The organism is Planococcus sp. 1R117A (assembly GCF_051417975.1).
Lineage (GTDB): Bacteria > Bacillota > Bacilli > Bacillales_A > Planococcaceae > Planococcus > Planococcus shenhongbingii.
This window is the reverse complement of sequence record NZ_JBPRLO010000002.1, coordinates 174,757-194,734: the sequence shown is the minus strand read 5'-3', so window position 1 is coordinate 194,734 and position 19,978 is coordinate 174,757. Positions and strand designations below refer to the sequence as shown.

Here is a 19,978-nt window from a genome sequence, read left to right as displayed (position 1 = left end):
CTCCGGTTATCATTTACAACTTAAGAATAAGCTTTTGGACAAACAAAAAGGTCGCTTGAAAAGCGACACTTTAGGCACCCAGCAGCTGCTGGTCGAACGCAAACAGCGCTTCGTTGATTTCATAAATATTGTAATTGCCCCGCTCGATGAAATATTCAACGATGACATCAAATTTGCTGCTTTTGGACAATGTGTAGCCTGCAGCCTCCAGCAATTCTGCCGTTTCATCCAAATCAAGCTCCAATGCAATGGCGAAAGCGATGACCGTTTTTTTCATCGGTGTATAATTCAAGGAATTGCGGATTTTAGAAAACAGCTTGCGGTCAATGTTCGCTTTTTTATACGTTTTGGCATCGGTCATGTTCTTCTCATCTATGAACCGCAGCAATCTGGCAGAAAAAGATTCGTGGATTTGTCCGACAATATCTTCCAGTGTTCTTTGGTCAATCTCCTGTTGCAGGGATTGTCCGTAAACCGGTTCTGACATGATTTCCTGTTCAAAAATGCGCCGGTTGCGCGGATAGCGCAGTTCATGCTTGTCGATATAGTTTTCATCGACATACTGTTTGACTGATTTGTACAACTTTTCGCTGATGCCGAACGATTGCTTGTCAAAAACCACAATATACACGAGCATTTCATGCTGCATTAAAAAATCATGGATTTCAGATATCGCTACTTGCAGCGCTTGTTCTTTCGGATACCCGTAGATGCCGGAAGAAATGAGCGGAAAGGCAATTGATTCACAGCCAAGAGTTGCGGCGAGTTCCAGCGAATTCTTGTAGCAGCTTCGAAGCAAACGCTCTTCTCCTTGGTCGCCGCCACTCCAAACCGGCCCGACAGCATGGATAATGTACTTGGCCTGCAGGTTAAAAGCTTCTGTCTGTACGGCTTCCCCTGTTGGGCAATGGCCTATTAGATCGCAGGCCGCCTGCAAATCCTTGGCACCGGCTGCACGGAAAATTGCCCCGCATACACCGCCGCCCATTTGAAGCGCGTTATTTGCTGCATTTACTATGGCATCGACTTGCATGTTAGTTATGTCATTTCGGACAATTTCCATTGGCATTTGCTTCATCCCCTTATAAAAATTATAGAATTTCATCTTTTGGGATTGCATCCTAATCAAATTGGCAGCATTTGTTCAACCGGTTCCCGGCATTTCGAAGTAAATAAATAATGTAAGTCAATATCATATTTTCCCTTCTAAAACCTCCAGTATAATTGGCCTTTGATTAGTCGCTTCAGCAAGCGCATCAATTTTTTCTTGAAGAGATGCATGGTCATATGATTTCAGCTGCTGTTTTTCAAGCACTTCTAGAACATATAACTGCATTTTCCAGATGGTTTCATGGTGTTTTTCAGGAGCAATTTTGGCCGCTACTCTTAATGAATCCGTTATTGAATACAACACGGAAATATCTTCTTTGCCGAAATGGGATAATTGGAAAAACACATTGTACAAAATGGCATGATAGGAAGGAAAATGATACTTGACCAGGTTATTTCCAGTGGTAGTTGCCAGAATATGAGTTCCGGTTTTGATGGAACCGATTTTCCCAAGCAAGCTGCCGATTCGCAGGATAATATCGTTGGCTGTATTAGGATCATTGATTCCTGGAGAAATAGCTCGCAATGCAATCTCCACCAATTTCTGCAATGCATACGCGATATCTTGCTCAGCTATTCTTTCACTTCCTATGGAATAAAACTTTTTCATCGAGTACGCTGTACTATTTTTAGAATAAATCTGCATGAGCGGCATTCCTTCATAAACATAATCGCCGACTGATACTTTTATTTCAACTTCAATCTCATGCTCTTCTGCATAACTCTCGATTTTATCAAGAGCGATAAACTGCAGATAACCTTCTTGCTGTGCCGCAATTTCTGTTTTCACTCCAATCGGAGACCAAGAAACACTTTCGGCGGTCATTAACGTTTTATCTTCCAGTTTCTTATAAAGGTGAATGACTTTCTCTGTATCTTTGATTAATTCATCCACTAGTTTGCCTACCTGCACTGTTGTAGCGATATAATGGATAAAATAAGCAAATGTAGCTAGACAGGAAAAAGCGATGAGAATTCCGACAAAGGTGGAAATAACGTCATGTGAATATAGATGTTCGCGCATAAACAGCAGCGACAAGGTGTTATAGATGAATCCACCTAAAAATACACCAAGTACCCGCCAAGTCACCGGATCATGCACAAAGTTCTTCAAAGCCCTTGGAGAAAACTGTGAGGAATACATTGTCAAAACAACCAGTATGGTGGAAAATGTGAATGTGCTCATGGTCAAGAGCGCTCCGGATAATGCACCCATGATTGTTTTCGCCAAATCCACTTTAGTCAGAAGAATGAACGGAATATACTCCTTAAAACGTTCAACAAGCAATAAATCGACATAAAAAAAGCCAATGGATAACAGCACTGCAAATACACTATAAATGACAGGAGTCATCCAGAACTTTTCTTTAGTCCAATACGAAAAAATCGACAAATCGAACCCTCCTCTCACTTTAATTCTTACTTATACTTTATCATGGAGGCCTAAATTACTTGCGAAATCCGTTTAATTACTTAGATAGATGGTGTTGTTAAAAAATATGCTAGTTTCATTTCAAAATCAGCTGGTTATGTAATCTATTGCGCTTGCAAACTGACCCCTAAGAATTTCGTCATATTGATACTTTCAACTAGGCCAATCCTTTGCTAAAGTTATCCTTATTATAAAAACTGACAATAAGGAAGGTTAAGATTATGCAAAAAACAACCACTGCCTCATCAACATACTCACGCGCTCGGACTTTTGATTTAATCCTTACCGCTATGTCAATTGCACTTGTCTTTGTTGCGACTCTTTTACTGAACATCAAATTGCCGATTACAGCGAATGGCGGACTGGTGCATTTGGGCACTGCGATGCTCTTTATCATTTCGATGTTGTTCGGCCCTAAAAAAGGGGCGATCGCAGGAGCGGTCGGAATGGGCTTGTTCGACTTGATCTCCGGCTGGACTTTGTGGGCACCGATTTCAATTCTGGCCCGCGGTTTGCAAGGCTATCTTGTTGGAAAAATTGCCTGGTCAAATGGCCGCAATGGCAATAGCAAGACGTTCAACATCATTGGTGCTATTGTTTCTATTCCTTTCATGCTCGGCATCTATTATATTGGTGAAGCCATCATTTTCAACAGCTTCATCGTTCCGGCTGCTTCGATTCCCGGCAATATCGTCCAGAACGTCGTAGGGCTCCTTGTAGCTATTCCGGCAGTGATTGCACTGAAAAAAGTTCCTTTCTTTAAATAATTGCATTAAGCGGCACAAGCAAACTAGCTTGTGCCGCTTTTTTGCAGTTTTAGATGAGTTGCTCATATCCAGCCGAGAGTCGCTTATTAAGCAAAAATTTTCCGCTCACACCTATCCGAAAAGCTTTCAAAAAGAGGACGTCTGTAAATGTCAGACGTCCTCATTTTGTAATTCAAATTTATATTTTCAGGTTTTCGTCAAAAGAATTACTTTTCTCGACGGTAGCAAAACGTCGTATAGAACGTCGTGCCTCCCGGTCCTGTCTCAATATCAATAGTGGCATTGTGGCGTGCCGCAATGGCGTAGCTGATGCCTAGCCCCAGACCGGTGCCATTATCTTTCGTAGTATAGAACGGCGTCCCTACTTTTTCCAGAACTTCCGGAAGAATCCCTTCGCCTTCATCTTGAATAGCCAGAACGACACAGCCAGCCTCATTCTGGTAGGTACTAATCGTCAAAACGTTCCCTTCATTCATCGCTTCCAGCCCATTGCGGCATAAGTTAATGATCAATTGCCGGATTTCATTGCGGTTCATCAGCATTTCAGGAATTTCCTGGGTATTGAACTCGATCAGTTTATTTTGGTTAAAAGTATCTATTTTAATCAAAGGTGCAATGTCGCTGATCAACGAATTCAAATCCATCATTTTCAAATCTGATGACCTTGTATTTCCCATCGAAAGAAATTCCGTGATGATTGAATTAGCGCGGTCCAGTTCATCTATCATTAAATCAAAATAACTGAAATGCCTATTGAGGTCTTCTTCTTGTTTTAACAACTGCAAAAATCCACGGACCGTCGTCATGGGATTTCGGATTTCATGGCTGATTCCTGCCGCCATTTGGCCAATCAAATCCAATTTGGACAATCTTTTTAATTCTTTCTCATATTTTCTTTTTTCCGCTATATCCTTGAATAAACAGCAAATCCCATCGTCAAACGGGTAGGCAACCACTTCGTACCAAGACTCTTCATTTAGAGATGGAATTTCAAATTGTACCGGAATGCGTTCGAACATCGCCCGGTGAAATTCGTCATACATGATTTCAGCTGTATGTGGAGGAATGACATCCCAAATATTTTTCCCTAATACCTCTTTTGGTTTCTTATTGTCAGGCAAATACTGATGCTTATTGATATAGATGATTTCCCATTCTTTGTTTAAAGCAAAAAAACCATCCGTTATGCTTTCGATGACACTCGTCACTTTTTCGTTTGCAGCAGCAAGCGCGCTTGTCCGTTCTTCTACCATATTTTCCAGCTGGTCCATATAAAGCAGATTAGAAAAAGTAGGTGCCGTAGTGTCGACAATCGACTGTGCCAATTGAATTTGGCTGGCATCGTAGCTGCTGTTTTCTCCATCCCGATTTAAGACTGTAATAACTCCCAGCACTTCTTTCATTGAAACCAGCGGTATGATGAGCAGGTTTTTAGAGGCCAAGCACGGAACCGTCATCGCTTTTCTGGATTGGATTACTTTTTGAATCAGGCTATCGTAGCCTTGATCCATTTGCATATTGCGGGGGTCTCCCATGCAGTCCGCTTCCTCCCAAGTGCAGCCTTCACTGCACTTGGTTAAAGAAATGTTCTTTTTATCAAGTGGATCCAATAGATGAGCAACCATGTTATCGCTGCCAAGAACTTTGGACAAATAGAAAAAACATTTATCGATGCTTTCCTGAATGGAAGAGCACATCGACAGCTCCCGGGAAATGTTTAGCAGCATCTGATTTTCGGCGATCAAGTTCTCTTTCTGGGCTAAGTTTTTCGCATTCTGAATCGCAACCGCTGCCATATTGACATATGCTTCCACACTTTGAATTTCAGATTCCGTCAAATTCATCGGTGCTCCGTGATCGAACAAAAAAACCAGTCCAAACAACTCTTTTTCAAATGAAATAGGCAAGCCCAACAGCGATTTTATCTCGAAGGCTTCCACCGATCTTGGATCCGGGCGGTGGTCTTTTGAAGTATCCGGTATATAAATCGTCTTCTGAGTTTCAATAACTTCATTTGCCAGCAAATCCATTTCGAGGTCAAGCACTTGTGAATCGAACGAATTGCCGTTGATAAATTCTGGTTTTCCGACAAACGCCCGGAAACTTCCGTCTTCGTGAGGCAGAAAAATGCCTACGGAATTGCATTGGACAATTTCTTCAGAAATCGCCGTGGTTACATGCTGAAGCACTTCACGGAGCTCAAGCTTGGTATTGATGACTTTCGTTATATTGGCAAGCCTGGAATATCGAGTCTGTTCCTTTAGCATCCACTTGTTCTCCAATCAGAGGAGTTAGAAAATCAATTCTCGAACCCCAGGTATTTTTTCTTTTCCATACTATTTTCATTCCTGTAATCTTTTACCTTTTATTTTACATGTCTTTCTTCCAAACGAACAGAGAAAACTTACAATTCCCTATATACTTCGACATTGGAAATACTTTGCTTCACTAATGAAAACTGTACTTTTGAGAAAGGATAAGAAAAACCCTTCATTTAAATGAAGGATTCAATCCATCTTCATGATCAATCTAATATCTCTACTCCGTACTTAGCTGCAGCTGCAAACAGCTTATCCATATCTGCATCTACATCAGCCGGAGGGAGCTTATATTCTGTGGCTGGAATACTGGTTTCAATGAAAAAATTCTCTAATCCTGCAGGCATTAATATACTTAATATTCTAGCCGGCGCAGGTCCTTCGATTGTGTACATATGGGCAATATCCCGAGGTGCAAAAAGAAAAGTTCCTGATTTCGCTGCAATTGTTTTATCACCTATCTTAAAAGTGGCTTTGCCTTCTAAAATGTAGAAGAATTCGTCTTCATTATGATGAATGTGCAATGGAGTGTAAAAGTTTGGCGGATCTATTTCTTCGAGCAAACTGAATACCCCATTCGTTTCTTCACCTGTTATTTTCACTTCCAATAAAGTGCCTAGGAACCAGAATATTTTTCCTTCAGCTTGCGCTAGCGCAAATGCTTTATTTAGTGGATGATCCATTTTTCTTGCCTCCAAATTGTAAAGTGGATAAATTACGTATTTGTCAGTTCTTTCCCTTGGATATTAAAAGAAACTCCCTGGATTCAAAAAGGTGCGGCTCAGCAAGAATGCAAAGCCGCATAAGGGATAAAATAAAATTTAGCGCTCTAGTACAACTCCCATAATCTCCGCCACTTTATAATGATTTTGTGTAGAAGTCGACCTTATTACCGTATGTCATCCCAGAATTTCTACACCGTATTTCTGTGCTGTCGCCGCAAATTTCTCCATATCAGTATCGATATCCGTTGGCAACTTGAATTCATCAGCTGCCACACCGGATTCAATAAAGAATTGTTCGACTCCAGCAGGTGTAAACATGAAGAGCACTTTTGCAGGTGAAGATCCTTCAACCTTGAATTTATGTTCCAGGTTGCGCGGTACATAAACAAAAGTTCCCGGTTTTCCCATAATCGTTTTTTCCCCGAAAGTGAAGGTTACTTCACCTTCCAAAACATAGCAAATGTCCTCTTCATTCTGTTTCTTATGCAGCGGCGTCTCATAACCTGGTGGCAGCAGGCCTTCAATCAAACTGAAAACGCCATTGGTGTCTTCGCTTGTTGCTTTTATTTCCATTAGCGTGCCATTAAACCAATAGGCTCTACCTTTCCCATGTGCAAATGAGAAAGCATTATTCAATTGTTGTTCCATTTTTCGTTACCTCCCAATATTTATGGCGCTAAATTGGGCAATCGGCAACTTCTACACGTCTTCATTAATGGAATTTAGAAAATGATATTGATTCGTTCATCTGTCATCCCAGAATTTCAATATCAAACTTCTGGGCAGCTGCCATCAGCTGATCCATATCGGGCACAATAGTCTCTGGCGGCAACTTGAAATTGTCAGCCGGCACACTCGCTTCTACAAAAAATTGTTCTCCTCCGGCAGGCGTTAACATAATGAGAATTTTCGCAGGCACAGATCCTTCTATCTTAACCTTGTGCTGGATATTTCGCGGCGCGTAAAGAAAAGTGCCTGGTTTTCCCACAATCGTTTTTTCCCCAACGGTGAATGTCGCTTCGCCTTCCACTACATAAAATATTTCATCTTCATTGCGGTGTAGATGCAGCGGCGTCTCATAGCCTGGTGGATGCAGTTCTTCAAATAAACTAAAAACGCCATTTGTGTCTTCGCCAGTTGCTTTCATTTCTATTAACGTGCCAAGAAACCAATACGCTTTTCCTTCCCCGTGCGCAAACGAAAAAGCATTATTCAATTGCTGTTCCATTTTCCTTACCTCCTAATTTTAATAACAAAAACTGAGTGTCAGGTAAGTAGTTCTGAAAATGTTGTTAATGTATTTTCCTGATTGGCAGTTTAGGCATGGTTAAAGATATACTTACTAAGTTTAAGTTTTACCAGCCCTCTTTTAACTTGAATTTATGCCTCTAGACAATAAATTCAAGTTAACTGATTTGTACTTTCAATCTTTCTCGTTGCCATAAGGCGATTCTTCCATCTTCTATGTAATCTATATGTATTTTTATCCAGCTACATTATACACCCTTTTAACTTAAAATTCTATATTTTCAGAATTAAATATATTTTTTTATTTTTTCATTCATCTCTGGAAATATCATAATAAAATCAACAATTCTAATATACTTCATGCCATCAAACCTTTTGAGATGTTTAAGGTTGTTTTAAAAAGATTTGCATCGATTAAAAAAATTTAAAGAGACTGTTCACATTTTATTGGAAGGCATATTGAGAAAGTTAAAAATTGTATTAGTGATCATCCTTTAACTGATATTACACCAACCAGCTACGCTTGCAGCGGGCTCGCGCCCAATCCTCCTCAGCCGCTTCGCTCCTTGCGGGGTCTCGGCTGTCTCGTCGCTTGCGCTGCCCCACAGATTGGCTAAAGACTGCGTGGTCAAGTCTTTGCGACGAGCTTGCGCAGGAGCAGCGCCATTTCATGTCTCGAAGCTAGAGCAGCGATGCAGGAGCACATGGTTTTCGCCAGCGAGCGAGGAGGCTTAGGGCCGCACCCCACGGAAAGCGTCCGTCCTGGAGCGAAATGAATAAGGCTTATCATTTTAATTAAATCTATCTTAATCACATTGGTTGTCGCTTCACAATCCCTTTAACAATACCTTCACCATCAATTGCACTTTCCGGAGCGAGCTTTTTTTCTTCCTTGAAATGGTGTGCATCAAAACACCAAGGATGGGATCGATTGAGCGGACCGGCGGCATTTCCATTCCGACTAACCGTCCCACTTCTGCCAGTTCATCTTCTCTAGTGAACTTCTTCAATAAAGCCGTTTCTTTTCCTAAGTTTTCCTCAATCCGAAGAAGCGCTTCTTTCAGAAAATCAGCAACATGGGCCACTTTTATTAAATTCAATCGCTCGAAAGTGTCTTGAGGCGTGTGGTAATGCGGCCAGTGGCCGCATGACAGAAAGATGTGCGGCTGATTGTGCATATCAAAAATATAATGGTCAGAGAGATGCAGTCGCGGCCTGCGGAGGATTTGATAAACCGATAAGTTTGCATTCTTTTCTGCTGCTTCTGCGATACTGGCAGACAACAGCGGGCTCGAATCTGCTCCAATCGCAAAAAGCGCATGCTCCCGTCCTTTTATCGCGATATCATGTCCACATAAGTCCAGAACAATAGCTCCTTTAAAATGATCGAAGGCCAGTGTTTTAGGCAAATGATTGTAAAAATAGACGCTTCCCATCTTTTCGGATAAAAAGTACGGAGGTTCCTCCAAATCGAAAATGCCGAGCACTACTGTTAAGTTATGGGAAATTTGAGCAAGCGAAGCGATCACATCGAAAACAATCCCGATTGAAGCCGCGTTATCATCAGCACCTGGAATATTTTTAAAATGATCATAATGCGCCCCTAGCAGAATCCAGTCCTGGGTATTTCCTTTTTTACTAGCTAACAGGTTTTCTCCCGTAATTACTTTCGTGACCGGAAACCGCTGTCCCCATCCTTGTTCCATTAAAGGCTCTAGCTTTAGCTCTTCAAAATGTCGGACTATCATTTCTCTTGCTTTTTTATGGCCGGATGAGCCTGGCTCCCGGCCGCCGAGTGCCGGATCTGACAGGTCTTTGATCAAGTTAAGGTATTTGTCTTCCATAATGTATCCCTCCCTGCAAAGTTCTTCGCTTATGGAGCAATAAGCTTTGGCATTATTATCATTCCAGTCTTTTTCTAATTACCATACCCCTTCAGCCATTGTTAAAGTCTATATTTCTTAAGTGAACCTTTAGTTGAATTTCAGCAACGTCCAAAATTTTTCTGATCAACTTAACAAATCTTTACAATTCCTTAAATGCAGCTAAACAATTTGATGAGATACTTGAATTATCAGAAAACAGAAGGGGATGAAGAAGAAGATGAAAATTGCTGTGATTGGTGACTTGCATTATCCGACATTGAAAGATGGTTGTGCTTATATTGAAGAGGACCGCCAAAGTTTTTACGAAACGTTTTTGGAACGTTTTTTCTCAATCCCGGCAGATTTGTATGTATCCATTGGTGATTTGACGAATTTTGGTCGCAGAGATGAATTAGAGGAAGTTTATGCAATCATTCGAAAGCATAACAAACCTTTCAAACATGTTTTAGGAAATCATGATCTCTACGCCATGACACGTGAAGCAGTCCTTTCCACAACCAAGCAACAGCATTTCCATACAGTTTCCACCGACTCAGTGGTTTTAGCTTTTCTCGATACAGCACGGGAACAGGATTACGAAGATTGGGGCGGAACGATGGACGGTGTACAACAATATTGGCTGGATTCCATTGTCAAGGAATCAGAGGAACTGCCACTCATCCTGTTTGCCCACCATCCCGTCTTCTCCACTACCAAAAACTCAGAAAAAGAAAAGCGCTGCATCCATCCCGATATTCCAATGTGGGACATTCTGAGCAAAAAACAAGGTGCCGGGCTTTACGTGAACGGCCATAATCACTGCAATTCCCTCGCCGCCCGAGAGCAATGGACTTTTCTTCAATTGTCAGCAGCACTTGATGACCAAGCAGTCCGGATTATTGAAGTTACCGATTCTTTCATCTCCATAGACTCAGTGACAATCGATGACGCTAAACTTCGGAAGCATGCAGAAGCAATAGGAAATGCTATAAAGCATTTTACATTAAAACAAGAAACAGTCGAAAAAGCGGCTTATTTCAAGTATATGATCCCAGTGCCGGTTCCCGCTGAAGTCCCTCCTCAAGAAAAAGTTAAATTGTAGTTCTTTAACCTGAAATTTATATAAAAAAGAACCGCGTGCTCTAGTAAAACAGGGCACGCGGTTCTTGTCGCTGGATCAATAATACAGACATTTCCGGAGACTTTGTAGATTATTTGGAAAGATTTTGACTCTGCTCCTATTAATAAAATGCCGGATACCTTGCTTCGCCGTTACTCTAATGTATTTCCTTCAGCTGGAATAGGGTTGTTTTTAAGCAATCCAGCTAAATGATAAGTGTTGTAGGCTAACCGTTCTACTGCTGCTTTTGTAAAATCATTATCCCTTCCTGCTTCAATATAAGAAGCTCCTGGCCCTGCTTCTCCCACCCAATAAGCATCGACATTCGGCGGAATTAAATAACCAATGTGCGACAGGCCATATAACAAGGAAGCTGATGCGTGTTTAGCGCCGTCTTCATTGCCGGTCACCAACGCTCCTCCAACTTTATTATAAAAAACAGCCTGTCCTTTATCATTAGTGACACTGCTGCTGCCGTACAGCCGTTCAATAGCGAGCGTAGCAAGTGAACTCTTTTCACCAAGCCAAAGCGGTGTTCCGATGATTAAAATATCGGCAGCTTTCACTTTTTCCAAAATCGCTGGCCACTGATCTTCACTGCCCATATCTTCCTGCACGCCAAAAGCAATGTGGTAGTCTGCCAACCGAACTATTTCGGATTCCACGCCTAGCTGTTTATAATGTACTTGTACATCTTTAATTAACCCTTCAGTGTTGGAAACTTCATTCGAGCTTTTTAATGAACAGTTTAAAAATAACGCCTTCAATTGCTGCATATTTTCATTTCCTTTCTTTAAGTAAGCCACTTATTCAGAGAATCCCTACATGATTACTTCTTCCCTGTCCACTGTTAATTAAACTGCTCTGCAATAGTTCATTTTTTCATCTCATCTGAAATAATTACAGTTAAAATTGAAATACGCATTGGTAAAGGGTGAATACGCTACTTCAGCAAGTTAATCTTACATAACAAGTATTCAAACACAAAATGCCGCTGCTGGAGTCCTCGACTCCAACAGCGGCATTTTTCTTTTCAAGTCAAAAGCAACTCTATGCCCAGCATACCGCAGAACAGCCAATAAACCAGCTTCGCTTCATCTTCACTTCCCGGCTCAAGATGAAAAGTCCAGAATGCAATCGAAATAATGATTCAGTGACTCTTCTTCAAAATCAGGAAATTCTATAAGATCTGGTTCAAAGCTTTTCCTGAAGGATGCATGGTTTTTGAAGCTTCCGCTATGAAAGGAATCCTTGCTCTAAAAACAGAACCTTCTCCAGTATTGCTTTCAACTGTGATTTCTCCATTATGTGCCGTCGTTATGGACTTCGCGATAGATAAGCCAAGCCCATAACCGCCTTCTTTGCGGGAACGCATTTTATCGGCCCGGAAAAAGCGGTCAAAAATCCGTTTCTGGTCTTCCGGAGAGATTCCGATTCCTGAGTCTGACACAGACAGGACGAATTCACATTGCTTTTTGTTATTATGCTGTTCAAGAGCAATTTCCACGCGGCCTCCAGCCGGAGTGTATTTAATAGCGTTATCCGTCAATATATACATCAGCTGGATAAGCTTATCGCGATCCCCGGACACTTCCAGCTGCTCCGGTGCAACCAGTTTTAAGCAGATTTCTTTTTGAGATACGTATTCGCTGAATGATTCAATCATTTGCTCTGCTGCCGGGCGTATATCGAAACGCTCTTTTTTTAACTGTGTTGCAGCTTGTTCGGAATCAGACCTGGCTAGTGCCAGCAACTCTGTGATCAAACCCGACATCCGTTTGACCTCATGCTTTAAAGTGCCCAGCATTTTCTCTTTAAACGGATTGGATTTATCCACCTCCATTCCAAGTGCTTCCACTGCTGATAAAATAACGCTGAGAGGAGTCCTCAATTCGTGCGAGGCGTTCGATACAAACTCTTTCTGCAAATTATACGCTTCTTTAGCCGGTTCGAGCGCCCGTTTAGACATCCAACGGCTCAATGCAACACCAACAACAGCAAACACGAGTGCAATGGACACAAAAATCAGAACAACCCACTTGATCATGCTGCTGTAAAATGTATTATCGATTGCCATGTACATCATGGCGATCCGTTCTCCATTATGAATGACCGGCCGTGCAAGCACCATCACTTCCAAATCCATTTCAGAAAAGTCCTCCAGGAATGGATCGTTTTCCGGAATGCCGATTTCCACTCGTTTGACTTCAATATTGTCTGTCATCCATCCATCAATAACATCTAAGTATAATTCTCGCAACTCTTCATGGTCATCATTATTGATGATCAACTCTCCGTTAACATCAGTAATGTAATAAAAGACCTGATTTCCGGTTAACGCACGGCGCTCCTGCTCTCTCCACGCTCCACCGCTACCATCAAGCGCACGTTCCGCCATATTGACTTCCCGGTCAGACAGAATGCGAAGCGTCTGGTCCTGATCATTGGTAACGACGATGTAAAATACGAACAGCGCCAATGCCACAAAAGCAGCGAGGAATAAAGTGAGAATGGTGCTGTAAAAAAGCGTCAGGCGGTTCCGTGTCTGGGCAAAGACATCCTTTTCGCTCTTTCTAAGCAGTTTAGGTTTTTTCAACTTTATAACCTACTCCCCTAATCGTTTCGATCAAACTGCCGCTTTCCTCACCGTCGATTTTCTTGCGCAGCAATTTAACCGTCGCATCGATGGTTTTCATCGACACTTCCGTATCGAATCCCCAAATGCGGTCAAAAATCAATTCCCTTGTCAGTACAGTTCCCCGGTTTTGGACAAGCATATCCAAAAGCTGAAACTCCCTGGGTGTCAGATTGATTTGATGATCCCCGCGGCTGACAGAATGTGCAGTACGATTTATATTTAATCCGTTCACTTCTACGACTTCCTCCTGCAGCGGAGAATATGTGCGCCTGGCCAGAGCCCGCAGCCGTGCCCACAGTTCTTCAATTTCAAAAGGCTTTGCCAAATAATCATCCGCTCCGGCATCAAGGCCCTCTACACGATCCATCAATGCGTCTTTGGCAGTGAGCATTAATATCGCTCCGCCATATCCGCTCTGCCTAAGTTTTTTACAGATAAAGATGCCATCTCCATTCGGCATCATCCAGTCGAGTAGGATAACATCGTAAAACGATGCAGCGGCATAGTCATAAGCATCTTCCCCTTCAGTCACCCAGTCGACCGTTTTGGCTCCTTTTTTCTTCAATAAATGAACGATTAATTCACCGAGCATTTCATCATCTTCCGCCAATAAAATCTTCACAGCAAACACCCTTCCCAACGGCGTTATTATTTCTAATTCCAATACACCACATGAAGGTTAAGATTAGATTAAATTTTTCTTCTCAATCGATATTTTTTGGGCACTTTACATATTTTGCTCTAAATTAAAACAAGCAATACCGCATAAGTATCCGGTATAACTTGTTTTTGAGTTACCTTATGTTTAGATTGTATAACATGATGTTGAACCGGCCTAGCACGTGGCCTCAACTGCCAAGCGCTTCCGCCAGATTCCACGTTGAATTTTCGGTATAGCCGTTGTCAAACTTCGCTATCGAATAGGCATTAAAATCTCCCCCTGTCGCATACTCCAGCACTATTCCGAGCAATTTGATGCCAGTTCGTTTTTCAATGATTCAGTAATTGTGCTTGCCGCTCAATCGGGAGCTTCATTTTTTATTCGCCTCTTTATCAATTTGATTTCTTTTCCATACCATCACTTTAAAAGGCTTAGATGAAAATTAAGTGAAAATCCAACGGTTTCCTTACGAAATAAAAAAGCCTTCTTCAAAATCGAAGAAGACTTTCCGCTAATAAAGTTATTAATTCCACTTTTTCTATACGTCTTTCCATCTTTTAAATCGTCCAGTTGATAATCATCCCTGCATGAGTCAAACCGCCGCCAAATCCATATAAGAGAAGTTTGTCATCGGCTTTGATGTTGCCTTCACGCACTCCTTTATCCAATGACAACGGAATCGAAGCTGCAGAAGTATTCCCGTAATACTCAAGGCTATAAATCGTCCGGTCAAGTGGAAGGCCGTTTCTGTTGCAGATCGATTCAATGATGCGTAAGTTGGCACTATGCGGAACAAACCAATCCACTTGCTCATTGGTAAAACCGGCTTTTTCCATCAATGCTTTCATGCCTTTGGGCACCGTATTGACTGCCCATTTATAGACTTCCCGCCCATTTTGAGTAACAAATCCATTTACCGCCAATTCGTTGCCAAACATTTGATTGGAAAGATCCGTACAATAAAGATTTTTTGCCAATTCCCCGTCCGTCCCCATATGCGAAGCAATAAAGCTTGGCTTTTCTTCATCGAATTCGACAAGCACGGCACCGCCGCCGTCTCCAAACAAAATGCAAGTCGAGCGGTCGCTGTAATCGAGGATTTTGGAAAACGTTTCAGCGCCAATCACCAGGATTTTTCGGTTTAAGCCCGAAGTAATCAAGCCGTTCGCCATATGCAAACCATACGCAAATCCGGAACAAGCTGCATTCAAATCAATGGCACCTGTATTTTTTATGCCAAGTTTTGCCTGTACAAGCGCAGAGACGCTCGGCGTTTTAAAATCAGGAGTCATCGTACAGACAATGATCATATCCACATCATCTAGGGATTTCTGGTAGCGTTCCATTAAATTTTCAACAGCTTTAAAGCTGATGTCGCTTGTGAATTCATTATCTGCTGCAATCCGGCGTTCTTTTATTCCAGTCCGTTGGACAATCCATTCATCATTTGTTTCCACTAATTCTTCCAGGTGGTGATTCGTCAGCCTCTTCTCCGGTACGTAAGATCCGATAGCTGTAATTCTTGCTTTTGAAGTAATCATGTATTTCGCCCCTTCTTGATGTCCTCGCTCTATTCTACCATCAACTATTAGTATTAGGTACTAATATCATTGTACAATGCGGTTTTTCGTATATACATTAATTGCCGTAACGGTAATAGAGAAACCTAGCTATGGAATCCAAGTATCAGAACAGTTAAAAGCTGATAGTACTTTTAATGTGAACCGATAAAAATAAGGGTTCCAAAAAAGCTTATATTTACAGTCTCAGAATTGAGGTTATTATGGTATCTTCATACCTCATTATTCAACTAATAAATTTCCATCTTTTCCATCATCATTTAAATTTTACAGACAATTCAGAAATTATGTTTTATACTAAACTCAGAAAAAGAAGGGAGATGCTACATGAATAAACTATTCAAGATTTTTATTGCCGTGTTGATTGCCTTATCGCTTGGAACGCCTTCCGCTTTTGCAAAATCGGATCAAGGCAAAGAATCGCTCGTCGCTTTAGGTGATTCTATACCTTTTGGCTTTAACCTTAGCCAAAAGAACAACAACCCTGCCAAAATCGCTTTCCCGTCTTTATTAGCCGACGAAGCCGATTTGCGGGTACGCAATCTGGGAGTACCAAGATGGCAGAGTCAGGATTTGCTCACAGCCCTGGAAACAAATCAAAAGTTCCGCCAAGCTGTCAGCCACGCTGATTATGTAACAATTACCATCGGAAACAACGATTTCCTGGACATTTTAAGAACAGCAAATGCCGAGAGTGGCGGGAATCCGCAGCTATTCCAGCAATTGCTTGCACAAAAGCTGGCGAACAGTGATGTATTTGCCAATGTCGCTAACACTATTGGAGAAATACGGTCATTGACCGATGCTCCCATCGTCCTGTACAACATTTACAATCCGTTCCAATTGAATAACCCGCTGCATCAAATTGCAGATCAATTCTTGCCACAGATTAACGCTGCTTTCGCAGGTATCGCGAATACTTATAGCGGCGTCGTATTGGCTGATGCCTATAGCGCCTTTGGCGATAACCAAGCGCAATATGTCTTGCCGGGGGATATTCATCCGACTGCTGCAGGCCAGGAAGTCCTGGCAGAAATCGGGTTGCAAGCGCTTAATGCAAATTACGTGAACAATTAAATGAAAAAAGCAGCAGGCCTTATATTGAAAGGGTCTGCTGCTTTTCTGTTTGCTGCTTATCTTTTTAAATGTCTTTTATTGGATTGAAAGGTATCACTTTCAGCCTTAAACCTTACATATCCGTCTTGCTGATTAAAGGCGCTTCAATAATATAGCGATCAGGCGCAGCTCCTATGAACCGGAATGGATAACAAGTAGTGAGTGTCAGAGTTGGCTCCTCTTTATTGACGATTACTGTTCGGTCCTCGGCATCTGTAATCCAGGTCTTCTTTATCTCGTACTCATACTGGACACCTTCAAACTGCACATACATCTTGGCTCCTTCTTTTAATTCACCAAGTTCACGAAAAACCGTATCCCGGTGTCCAGACAGAACGGTGTGACCGAGCCCATCTGGAGGCGTTGTGAATGCTCCCGCATGATAGCCTACTCCTTGTGTCAAAGTCTCATCATCTGTTCCCCAATATAACGGGTATTTCATATCGATCGAAGGTATAAAAAGCCATCCGATTTTTGCCCCTCGATCATACTCTTCATAATTGCGTGATTTTGGTTTTTCAATTCTTTCTTCCGGCTTTGTTTGATTTGAATAAATGAGTGCTTCTTTCTCAAGAAAGTCTCCGTTTTTTTCGCTTGGAACTTCTTCTATTTTATCCTGCTCAACAACTGATTTTACTTCTTCCAGATTTGTGGTTTTATCCGCTTTGACAATATCATTTTTGCCAATAGCTTCTTTGCCGGAAGAACTCTCATTCACCCATGAAAACCCGTTCCACCCAGCAAAGATCAGTCCTGTTAAAATGAGTATCAATGCAAGTTTCTTCCTCACTGCCTCTCCTCCTAAAATGCAATATAAAAAATTATCAGTTTGTATAAGAAGGAAGTAAAATACTTTACCTTAGGATAAAATATTCATTTTATCAGAATTTTCACTTTTTTGAGATAAATGTGTTATAAATTATAGTATCGTCGAATGGCGAAATATGCAATAGAGGAGATTGGTATATGAAGAAAAGAATGGTTTTGCCGTTGACCGCAGTGTTGGCAGTCGCAGGATTTGCAGGGTCGGTTTTTGCAGCTCATGAAGGCCAGGAGTTCATGGCGGAAATGACCCCAGATCAGGAACCCATGGAAGTGGAAAGCAATGCATCTGGAGACGCCCAAATTGAATTTAGCGAAGATGGTTCGTCCTTAGAGTATACGGTAAATGCCCAGAACTTGGAGAATACATTAGCAGGTCATTTCCATAGTGCTCCTCCTGGTGAAAACGGGCCCGTCGAATTGCTTCTATTTGAGAATGCAGAGCCAATGGATTATAACGGAGAAGTGGCAAGCGGCACACTGACTGAAGCCGACTTAGCCGGAGACATGAGTTGGGATCAATTTACTGAAGCACTTGTAGCAGGCGATATCTACGTGAACCTTCATACAGAACAGTATCCTGAAGGGGAAATTCGCGGCCAAGTTGTAATGGCTGGCGGTGACGAAATGCCGACCACGGCCTCAAACGGACCTCTTTATACAATGCTCGGCCTGCTGGTAGCGGTGACAGGTGGATTTATGCTTATTAGCCGGCGCAGTAAAAAAGCAGCTTAGTTTTTCTATCAGGAGCTGAACTTCCAGACAGCTATTGCCATCATCTATGATACAAGTTCAGCTTTTTTCCTATTCTCCTCATTTTTTATCATCGTAATAAATTCAACACGATCAGTACTAAACCTACTTTTCCTAACAAAGCCCAGTTTTTCATAAAGATGAATTGCCCGTTTATTAAATGAAGCGACAGTCAGCCGGACGGGAAGCCCTGGATGACTTTCTTCTATATAATTAAGGACGAACGAACCGAAAGCCGTTCCTTGTCCTTTGCCGACTAGCTTTGGATTCATTCCCAGCCCCATATCGACGAAAGACTCTCCGTAAACATTATACCGGTGCCCCATTGGGACTTGAGCGCTCGTTCCCACACAGAAAAACCCCGCTAATTCTTTAACTTCATTGAGCAATGCAAAATATGTCCCATTAAGAAGTTCAGAGATTTCTTCATCAGTTAAATCATTGTTATAAAAATCATAAGGTGCTGTGTATTTCCAGTTCAGTACCTCTTCAGCTAGTGTTCTATTCATTGCCTCTGCCCGCAAATTCAAATTGAGTCCTCCTTGCTTTTATATTCCAATTATTACATATCTGACAAACTCTACTGCTTTCTTCAATATTAATTTGCATCTTGATTTTTCTATATTTTAATTTCGCTTTTGGGCAGCTTTGGCTTTTCCACTTGTATGATTGGTATAGCTCCTCTATTATAGAAGAAAAAAGTTTGCATAAATACTATTCAAATCATCTATTGCAGGGTTGGGGGGATAAAAGATGTACCATATTAGAGGAAAAAAAATGCTGAAGAAAGAAGAAAAGGTGATTCACCGCAGCAAATTAGAGGATTTGGAAGAAGAAAGTGCAAAACTTACTTTTGAACTGAAGAAAATAATTGCTCAAGCCTCTAATGATGTCCTTTTTTTATGCATTGGTTCAGATCGTTCTACAGGAGATTCCTATGGCCCTTTGGTCGGGACCATGCTTAAAGAAAGCCTCATTCCGTATCCTGTCTATGGAACTTTATCAGAGCCTGTCCATGCCTTAAATCTGCAGAAAGTATTAAAAGGCATAAAAAGAAATCATAAAAATTCAATCGTTATCGGAATCGATGCCGGCCTCGGTGATTACCATCAAATTGGCTCTATTTACTTAAAAGAAGGGCCATTCAAACCGGGCAAAGCGTTAAACAAAGGGCTTCATGACATCGGTGATTACCATTTGACGGCAGTGGTAAACTATCTGGATGCTCAATTCCCCCACCATTCTTTAAATAGCACCAGATTAGATACTGTGATGAACTTAGCTAAGGCCACTGTAAAAATGATAGTGGACGCTAATCATCAAATAAAAATAGAAGAGCTCCAAAATTGAAAACCTGAATAACAAAAAAAGAAAAAGGTGAAGAATAAGCTGGTCATCAGCAAATTCTTCACCTTTTGTCTATGTTTTAAGTTGCCTAATATCCGTGATTTTTTCTAAGCTCTCGCTGGTTATTTCTTGTCGCTCAAATACTTTTCAATATTCACCAAGCTTTCATACCAGGCTTTCTCCGATCCGCTTTCCGCCACTTTCCTGCTGAACCGCAAATTGGCGGATCTAGTATCCGGTGAAGAAGCTCTGGCCTTATCCAAGTGGCTATAAGAGTAGAATTTTTCGGTTTTAAGCTTACTTAAATATTCTTCATTTTTCATCGCTTTCAGCCTTGGCAGCTTTAGTATATTGATTTGCTCTTTCCTCTTTGTACTGCTTATAGCCTTTGATAAATTCCTGATACATTTGCAAATAAGATGTAGTTTGGCCATTCACTCTTTTTTCTTCTCTGATCACAACATTCATATAATTCA

At 41.5% G+C, this 19,978-nt stretch carries 20 protein-coding genes; 5 read left to right on the top strand and 15 right to left on the bottom strand.

Features of this window, described 5'->3' with window-relative positions:
* Nucleotides 1-70 precede the first annotated feature (70 nt).
* Both ACSFXN_RS06375 and ACSFXN_RS06370 read right to left on the bottom strand, forming a co-directional pair.
* A complete protein-coding gene (locus ACSFXN_RS06375) occupies nucleotides 71-1,069 on the bottom strand; it encodes a macro domain-containing protein (RefSeq protein WP_437149346.1) in 999 nt (332 codons plus the stop codon).
* Nucleotides 1,070-1,192: 123 nt separating this feature from the next.
* Nucleotides 1,193-2,503, bottom strand: a complete 1,311-nt coding sequence (locus ACSFXN_RS06370) for a DUF2254 domain-containing protein (protein ID WP_437149345.1) — start codon at nucleotides 2,501-2,503, stop codon at nucleotides 1,193-1,195.
* A 260-nt stretch (nucleotides 2,504-2,763) separates the two neighbouring features.
* Here ACSFXN_RS06370 and ACSFXN_RS06365 point away from each other — a divergent pair, with 260 nt between their 5' ends.
* The gene (locus tag ACSFXN_RS06365) at nucleotides 2,764-3,309 is read left to right on the top strand and encodes an ECF transporter S component (protein ID WP_300989160.1); all 546 of its coding nucleotides are present in this window, start codon (nucleotides 2,764-2,766) and stop codon (nucleotides 3,307-3,309) included.
* A 206-nt stretch (nucleotides 3,310-3,515) separates the two neighbouring features.
* Here ACSFXN_RS06365 and ACSFXN_RS06360 read toward each other — a convergent pair whose 3' ends face one another.
* The 5 genes from ACSFXN_RS06360 to ACSFXN_RS06340 form a co-directional block, all read right to left on the bottom strand.
* Entirely contained in the window at nucleotides 3,516-5,576 is a 2,061-nt protein-coding gene (locus ACSFXN_RS06360) for a GAF domain-containing sensor histidine kinase (protein WP_437149344.1), read from the bottom strand.
* 257 nt (nucleotides 5,577-5,833) lie between these two features.
* The gene (locus ACSFXN_RS06355; protein ID WP_437149343.1) at nucleotides 5,834-6,310 is read right to left on the bottom strand and encodes a cupin domain-containing protein; all 477 of its coding nucleotides are present in this window, start codon (nucleotides 6,308-6,310) and stop codon (nucleotides 5,834-5,836) included.
* A 216-nt stretch (nucleotides 6,311-6,526) separates the two neighbouring features.
* Nucleotides 6,527-7,000, bottom strand: coding sequence for a cupin domain-containing protein (locus ACSFXN_RS06350; protein WP_300989163.1), 474 nt, complete (start codon nucleotides 6,998-7,000; stop codon nucleotides 6,527-6,529).
* 103 nt (nucleotides 7,001-7,103) lie between these two features.
* Entirely contained in the window at nucleotides 7,104-7,580 is a 477-nt protein-coding gene (locus ACSFXN_RS06345; RefSeq protein WP_300989164.1) for a cupin domain-containing protein, read from the bottom strand.
* Nucleotides 7,581-8,427: 847 nt separating this feature from the next.
* Nucleotides 8,428-9,444: a M28 family metallopeptidase gene (locus ACSFXN_RS06340; RefSeq protein ID WP_437149342.1), complete on the bottom strand. Its 1,017-nt coding sequence runs from the start codon at nucleotides 9,442-9,444 to the stop codon at nucleotides 8,428-8,430.
* A 259-nt stretch (nucleotides 9,445-9,703) separates the two neighbouring features.
* On the opposite strand from ACSFXN_RS06340, the gene ACSFXN_RS06335 reads away from it, so the two are divergent.
* On the top strand, nucleotides 9,704-10,567 hold the full coding sequence (locus ACSFXN_RS06335; protein ID WP_437149341.1) for a metallophosphoesterase family protein: 864 nt from the start codon (nucleotides 9,704-9,706) through the stop codon (nucleotides 10,565-10,567).
* A gap of 170 nt (nucleotides 10,568-10,737) precedes the next feature.
* On the opposite strand, the gene ACSFXN_RS06330 is transcribed toward ACSFXN_RS06335, so the two are convergent.
* The 5 genes from ACSFXN_RS06330 to ACSFXN_RS06310 all read right to left on the bottom strand — a co-directional run bounded on the left by ACSFXN_RS06330 (nucleotide 10,738) and on the right by ACSFXN_RS06310 (nucleotide 15,425).
* Entirely contained in the window at nucleotides 10,738-11,361 is a 624-nt protein-coding gene (locus tag ACSFXN_RS06330) for a flavodoxin family protein (protein WP_437149340.1), read from the bottom strand.
* 404 nt (nucleotides 11,362-11,765) lie between these two features.
* Complete coding sequence (locus ACSFXN_RS06325) at nucleotides 11,766-13,181, bottom strand: sensor histidine kinase (RefSeq protein ID WP_437149339.1); 1,416 nt, start codon at nucleotides 13,179-13,181, stop codon at nucleotides 11,766-11,768.
* Nucleotides 13,168-13,845 (bottom strand): response regulator transcription factor, encoded by a 678-nt coding sequence (locus ACSFXN_RS06320; RefSeq protein ID WP_301857355.1) that lies wholly within the window; start codon nucleotides 13,843-13,845, stop codon nucleotides 13,168-13,170. Before ACSFXN_RS06320 ends, ACSFXN_RS06325 begins: the two co-directional genes overlap by 14 nt.
* A 226-nt stretch (nucleotides 13,846-14,071) precedes the next feature.
* On the bottom strand, nucleotides 14,072-14,194 hold the full coding sequence (locus tag ACSFXN_RS06315) for a hypothetical protein (protein WP_300989170.1): 123 nt from the start codon (nucleotides 14,192-14,194) through the stop codon (nucleotides 14,072-14,074).
* A gap of 247 nt (nucleotides 14,195-14,441) precedes the next feature.
* Complete coding sequence (locus tag ACSFXN_RS06310) at nucleotides 14,442-15,425, bottom strand: ketoacyl-ACP synthase III (RefSeq protein WP_437149338.1); 984 nt, start codon at nucleotides 15,423-15,425, stop codon at nucleotides 14,442-14,444.
* A 366-nt stretch (nucleotides 15,426-15,791) separates the two neighbouring features.
* Between ACSFXN_RS06310 and ACSFXN_RS06305 the strand changes: the two genes are divergently transcribed.
* Nucleotides 15,792-16,541: an SGNH/GDSL hydrolase family protein gene (locus tag ACSFXN_RS06305; RefSeq protein ID WP_437149337.1), complete on the top strand. Its 750-nt coding sequence runs from the start codon at nucleotides 15,792-15,794 to the stop codon at nucleotides 16,539-16,541.
* Nucleotides 16,542-16,653: 112 nt separating this feature from the next.
* On the opposite strand, the gene ACSFXN_RS06300 is transcribed toward ACSFXN_RS06305, so the two are convergent.
* A complete protein-coding gene (locus tag ACSFXN_RS06300) occupies nucleotides 16,654-17,370 on the bottom strand; it encodes a class D sortase (protein ID WP_437149336.1) in 717 nt (238 codons plus the stop codon).
* A gap of 176 nt (nucleotides 17,371-17,546) precedes the next feature.
* Between ACSFXN_RS06300 and ACSFXN_RS06295 the strand changes: the two genes are divergently transcribed.
* The gene (locus ACSFXN_RS06295) at nucleotides 17,547-18,137 is read left to right on the top strand and encodes a CHRD domain-containing protein (RefSeq protein ID WP_437149335.1); all 591 of its coding nucleotides are present in this window, start codon (nucleotides 17,547-17,549) and stop codon (nucleotides 18,135-18,137) included.
* Between the two features lie 44 nt (nucleotides 18,138-18,181).
* Here ACSFXN_RS06295 and ACSFXN_RS06290 read toward each other — a convergent pair whose 3' ends face one another.
* On the bottom strand, nucleotides 18,182-18,685 hold the full coding sequence (locus tag ACSFXN_RS06290) for a GNAT family N-acetyltransferase (RefSeq protein WP_437149334.1): 504 nt from the start codon (nucleotides 18,683-18,685) through the stop codon (nucleotides 18,182-18,184).
* Between the two features lie 223 nt (nucleotides 18,686-18,908).
* Between ACSFXN_RS06290 and yyaC the strand changes: the two genes are divergently transcribed.
* On the top strand, nucleotides 18,909-19,505 hold the full coding sequence (yyaC, locus tag ACSFXN_RS06285; protein ID WP_437149333.1) for a spore protease YyaC: 597 nt from the start codon (nucleotides 18,909-18,911) through the stop codon (nucleotides 19,503-19,505).
* Nucleotides 19,506-19,814: 309 nt separating this feature from the next.
* Here yyaC and ACSFXN_RS06280 read toward each other — a convergent pair whose 3' ends face one another.
* Nucleotides 19,815-19,970, bottom strand: a complete 156-nt coding sequence (locus ACSFXN_RS06280; protein ID WP_437149332.1) for a hypothetical protein — start codon at nucleotides 19,968-19,970, stop codon at nucleotides 19,815-19,817.
* Nucleotides 19,971-19,978 lie beyond the last annotated feature (8 nt).

Bases quoted from the DNA above. Each gene is read 5' to 3' on its own strand.
- ACSFXN_RS06375 (WP_437149346.1), bottom strand. From the start codon at position 1,069: ATGCCAATGGAAATTGTCCGAAATGACATAACTAACATGCAAGTCGAT.
- ACSFXN_RS06365 (WP_300989160.1), top strand. From the start codon at position 2,764: ATGCAAAAAACAACCACTGCCTCATCAACATACTCACGCGCTCGGACT.
- ACSFXN_RS06360 (WP_437149344.1), bottom strand. From the start codon at position 5,576: ATGCTAAAGGAACAGACTCGATATTCCAGGCTTGCCAATATAACGAAA.
- ACSFXN_RS06355 (WP_437149343.1), bottom strand. From the start codon at position 6,310: ATGGATCATCCACTAAATAAAGCATTTGCGCTAGCGCAAGCTGAAGGA.
- ACSFXN_RS06350 (WP_300989163.1), bottom strand. From the start codon at position 7,000: ATGGAACAACAATTGAATAATGCTTTCTCATTTGCACATGGGAAAGGT.
- ACSFXN_RS06345 (WP_300989164.1), bottom strand. From the start codon at position 7,580: ATGGAACAGCAATTGAATAATGCTTTTTCGTTTGCGCACGGGGAAGGA.
- ACSFXN_RS06340 (WP_437149342.1), bottom strand. From the start codon at position 9,444: ATGGAAGACAAATACCTTAACTTGATCAAAGACCTGTCAGATCCGGCA.
- ACSFXN_RS06335 (WP_437149341.1), top strand. From the start codon at position 9,704: ATGAAAATTGCTGTGATTGGTGACTTGCATTATCCGACATTGAAAGAT.
- ACSFXN_RS06330 (WP_437149340.1), bottom strand. From the start codon at position 11,361: ATGCAGCAATTGAAGGCGTTATTTTTAAACTGTTCATTAAAAAGCTCG.
- ACSFXN_RS06310 (WP_437149338.1), bottom strand. From the start codon at position 15,425: ATGATTACTTCAAAAGCAAGAATTACAGCTATCGGATCTTACGTACCG.
- ACSFXN_RS06305 (WP_437149337.1), top strand. From the start codon at position 15,792: ATGAATAAACTATTCAAGATTTTTATTGCCGTGTTGATTGCCTTATCG.
- ACSFXN_RS06295 (WP_437149335.1), top strand. From the start codon at position 17,547: ATGAAGAAAAGAATGGTTTTGCCGTTGACCGCAGTGTTGGCAGTCGCA.
- yyaC (WP_437149333.1), top strand. From the start codon at position 18,909: ATGTACCATATTAGAGGAAAAAAAATGCTGAAGAAAGAAGAAAAGGTG.
- ACSFXN_RS06280 (WP_437149332.1), bottom strand. From the start codon at position 19,970: ATGAATGTTGTGATCAGAGAAGAAAAAAGAGTGAATGGCCAAACTACA.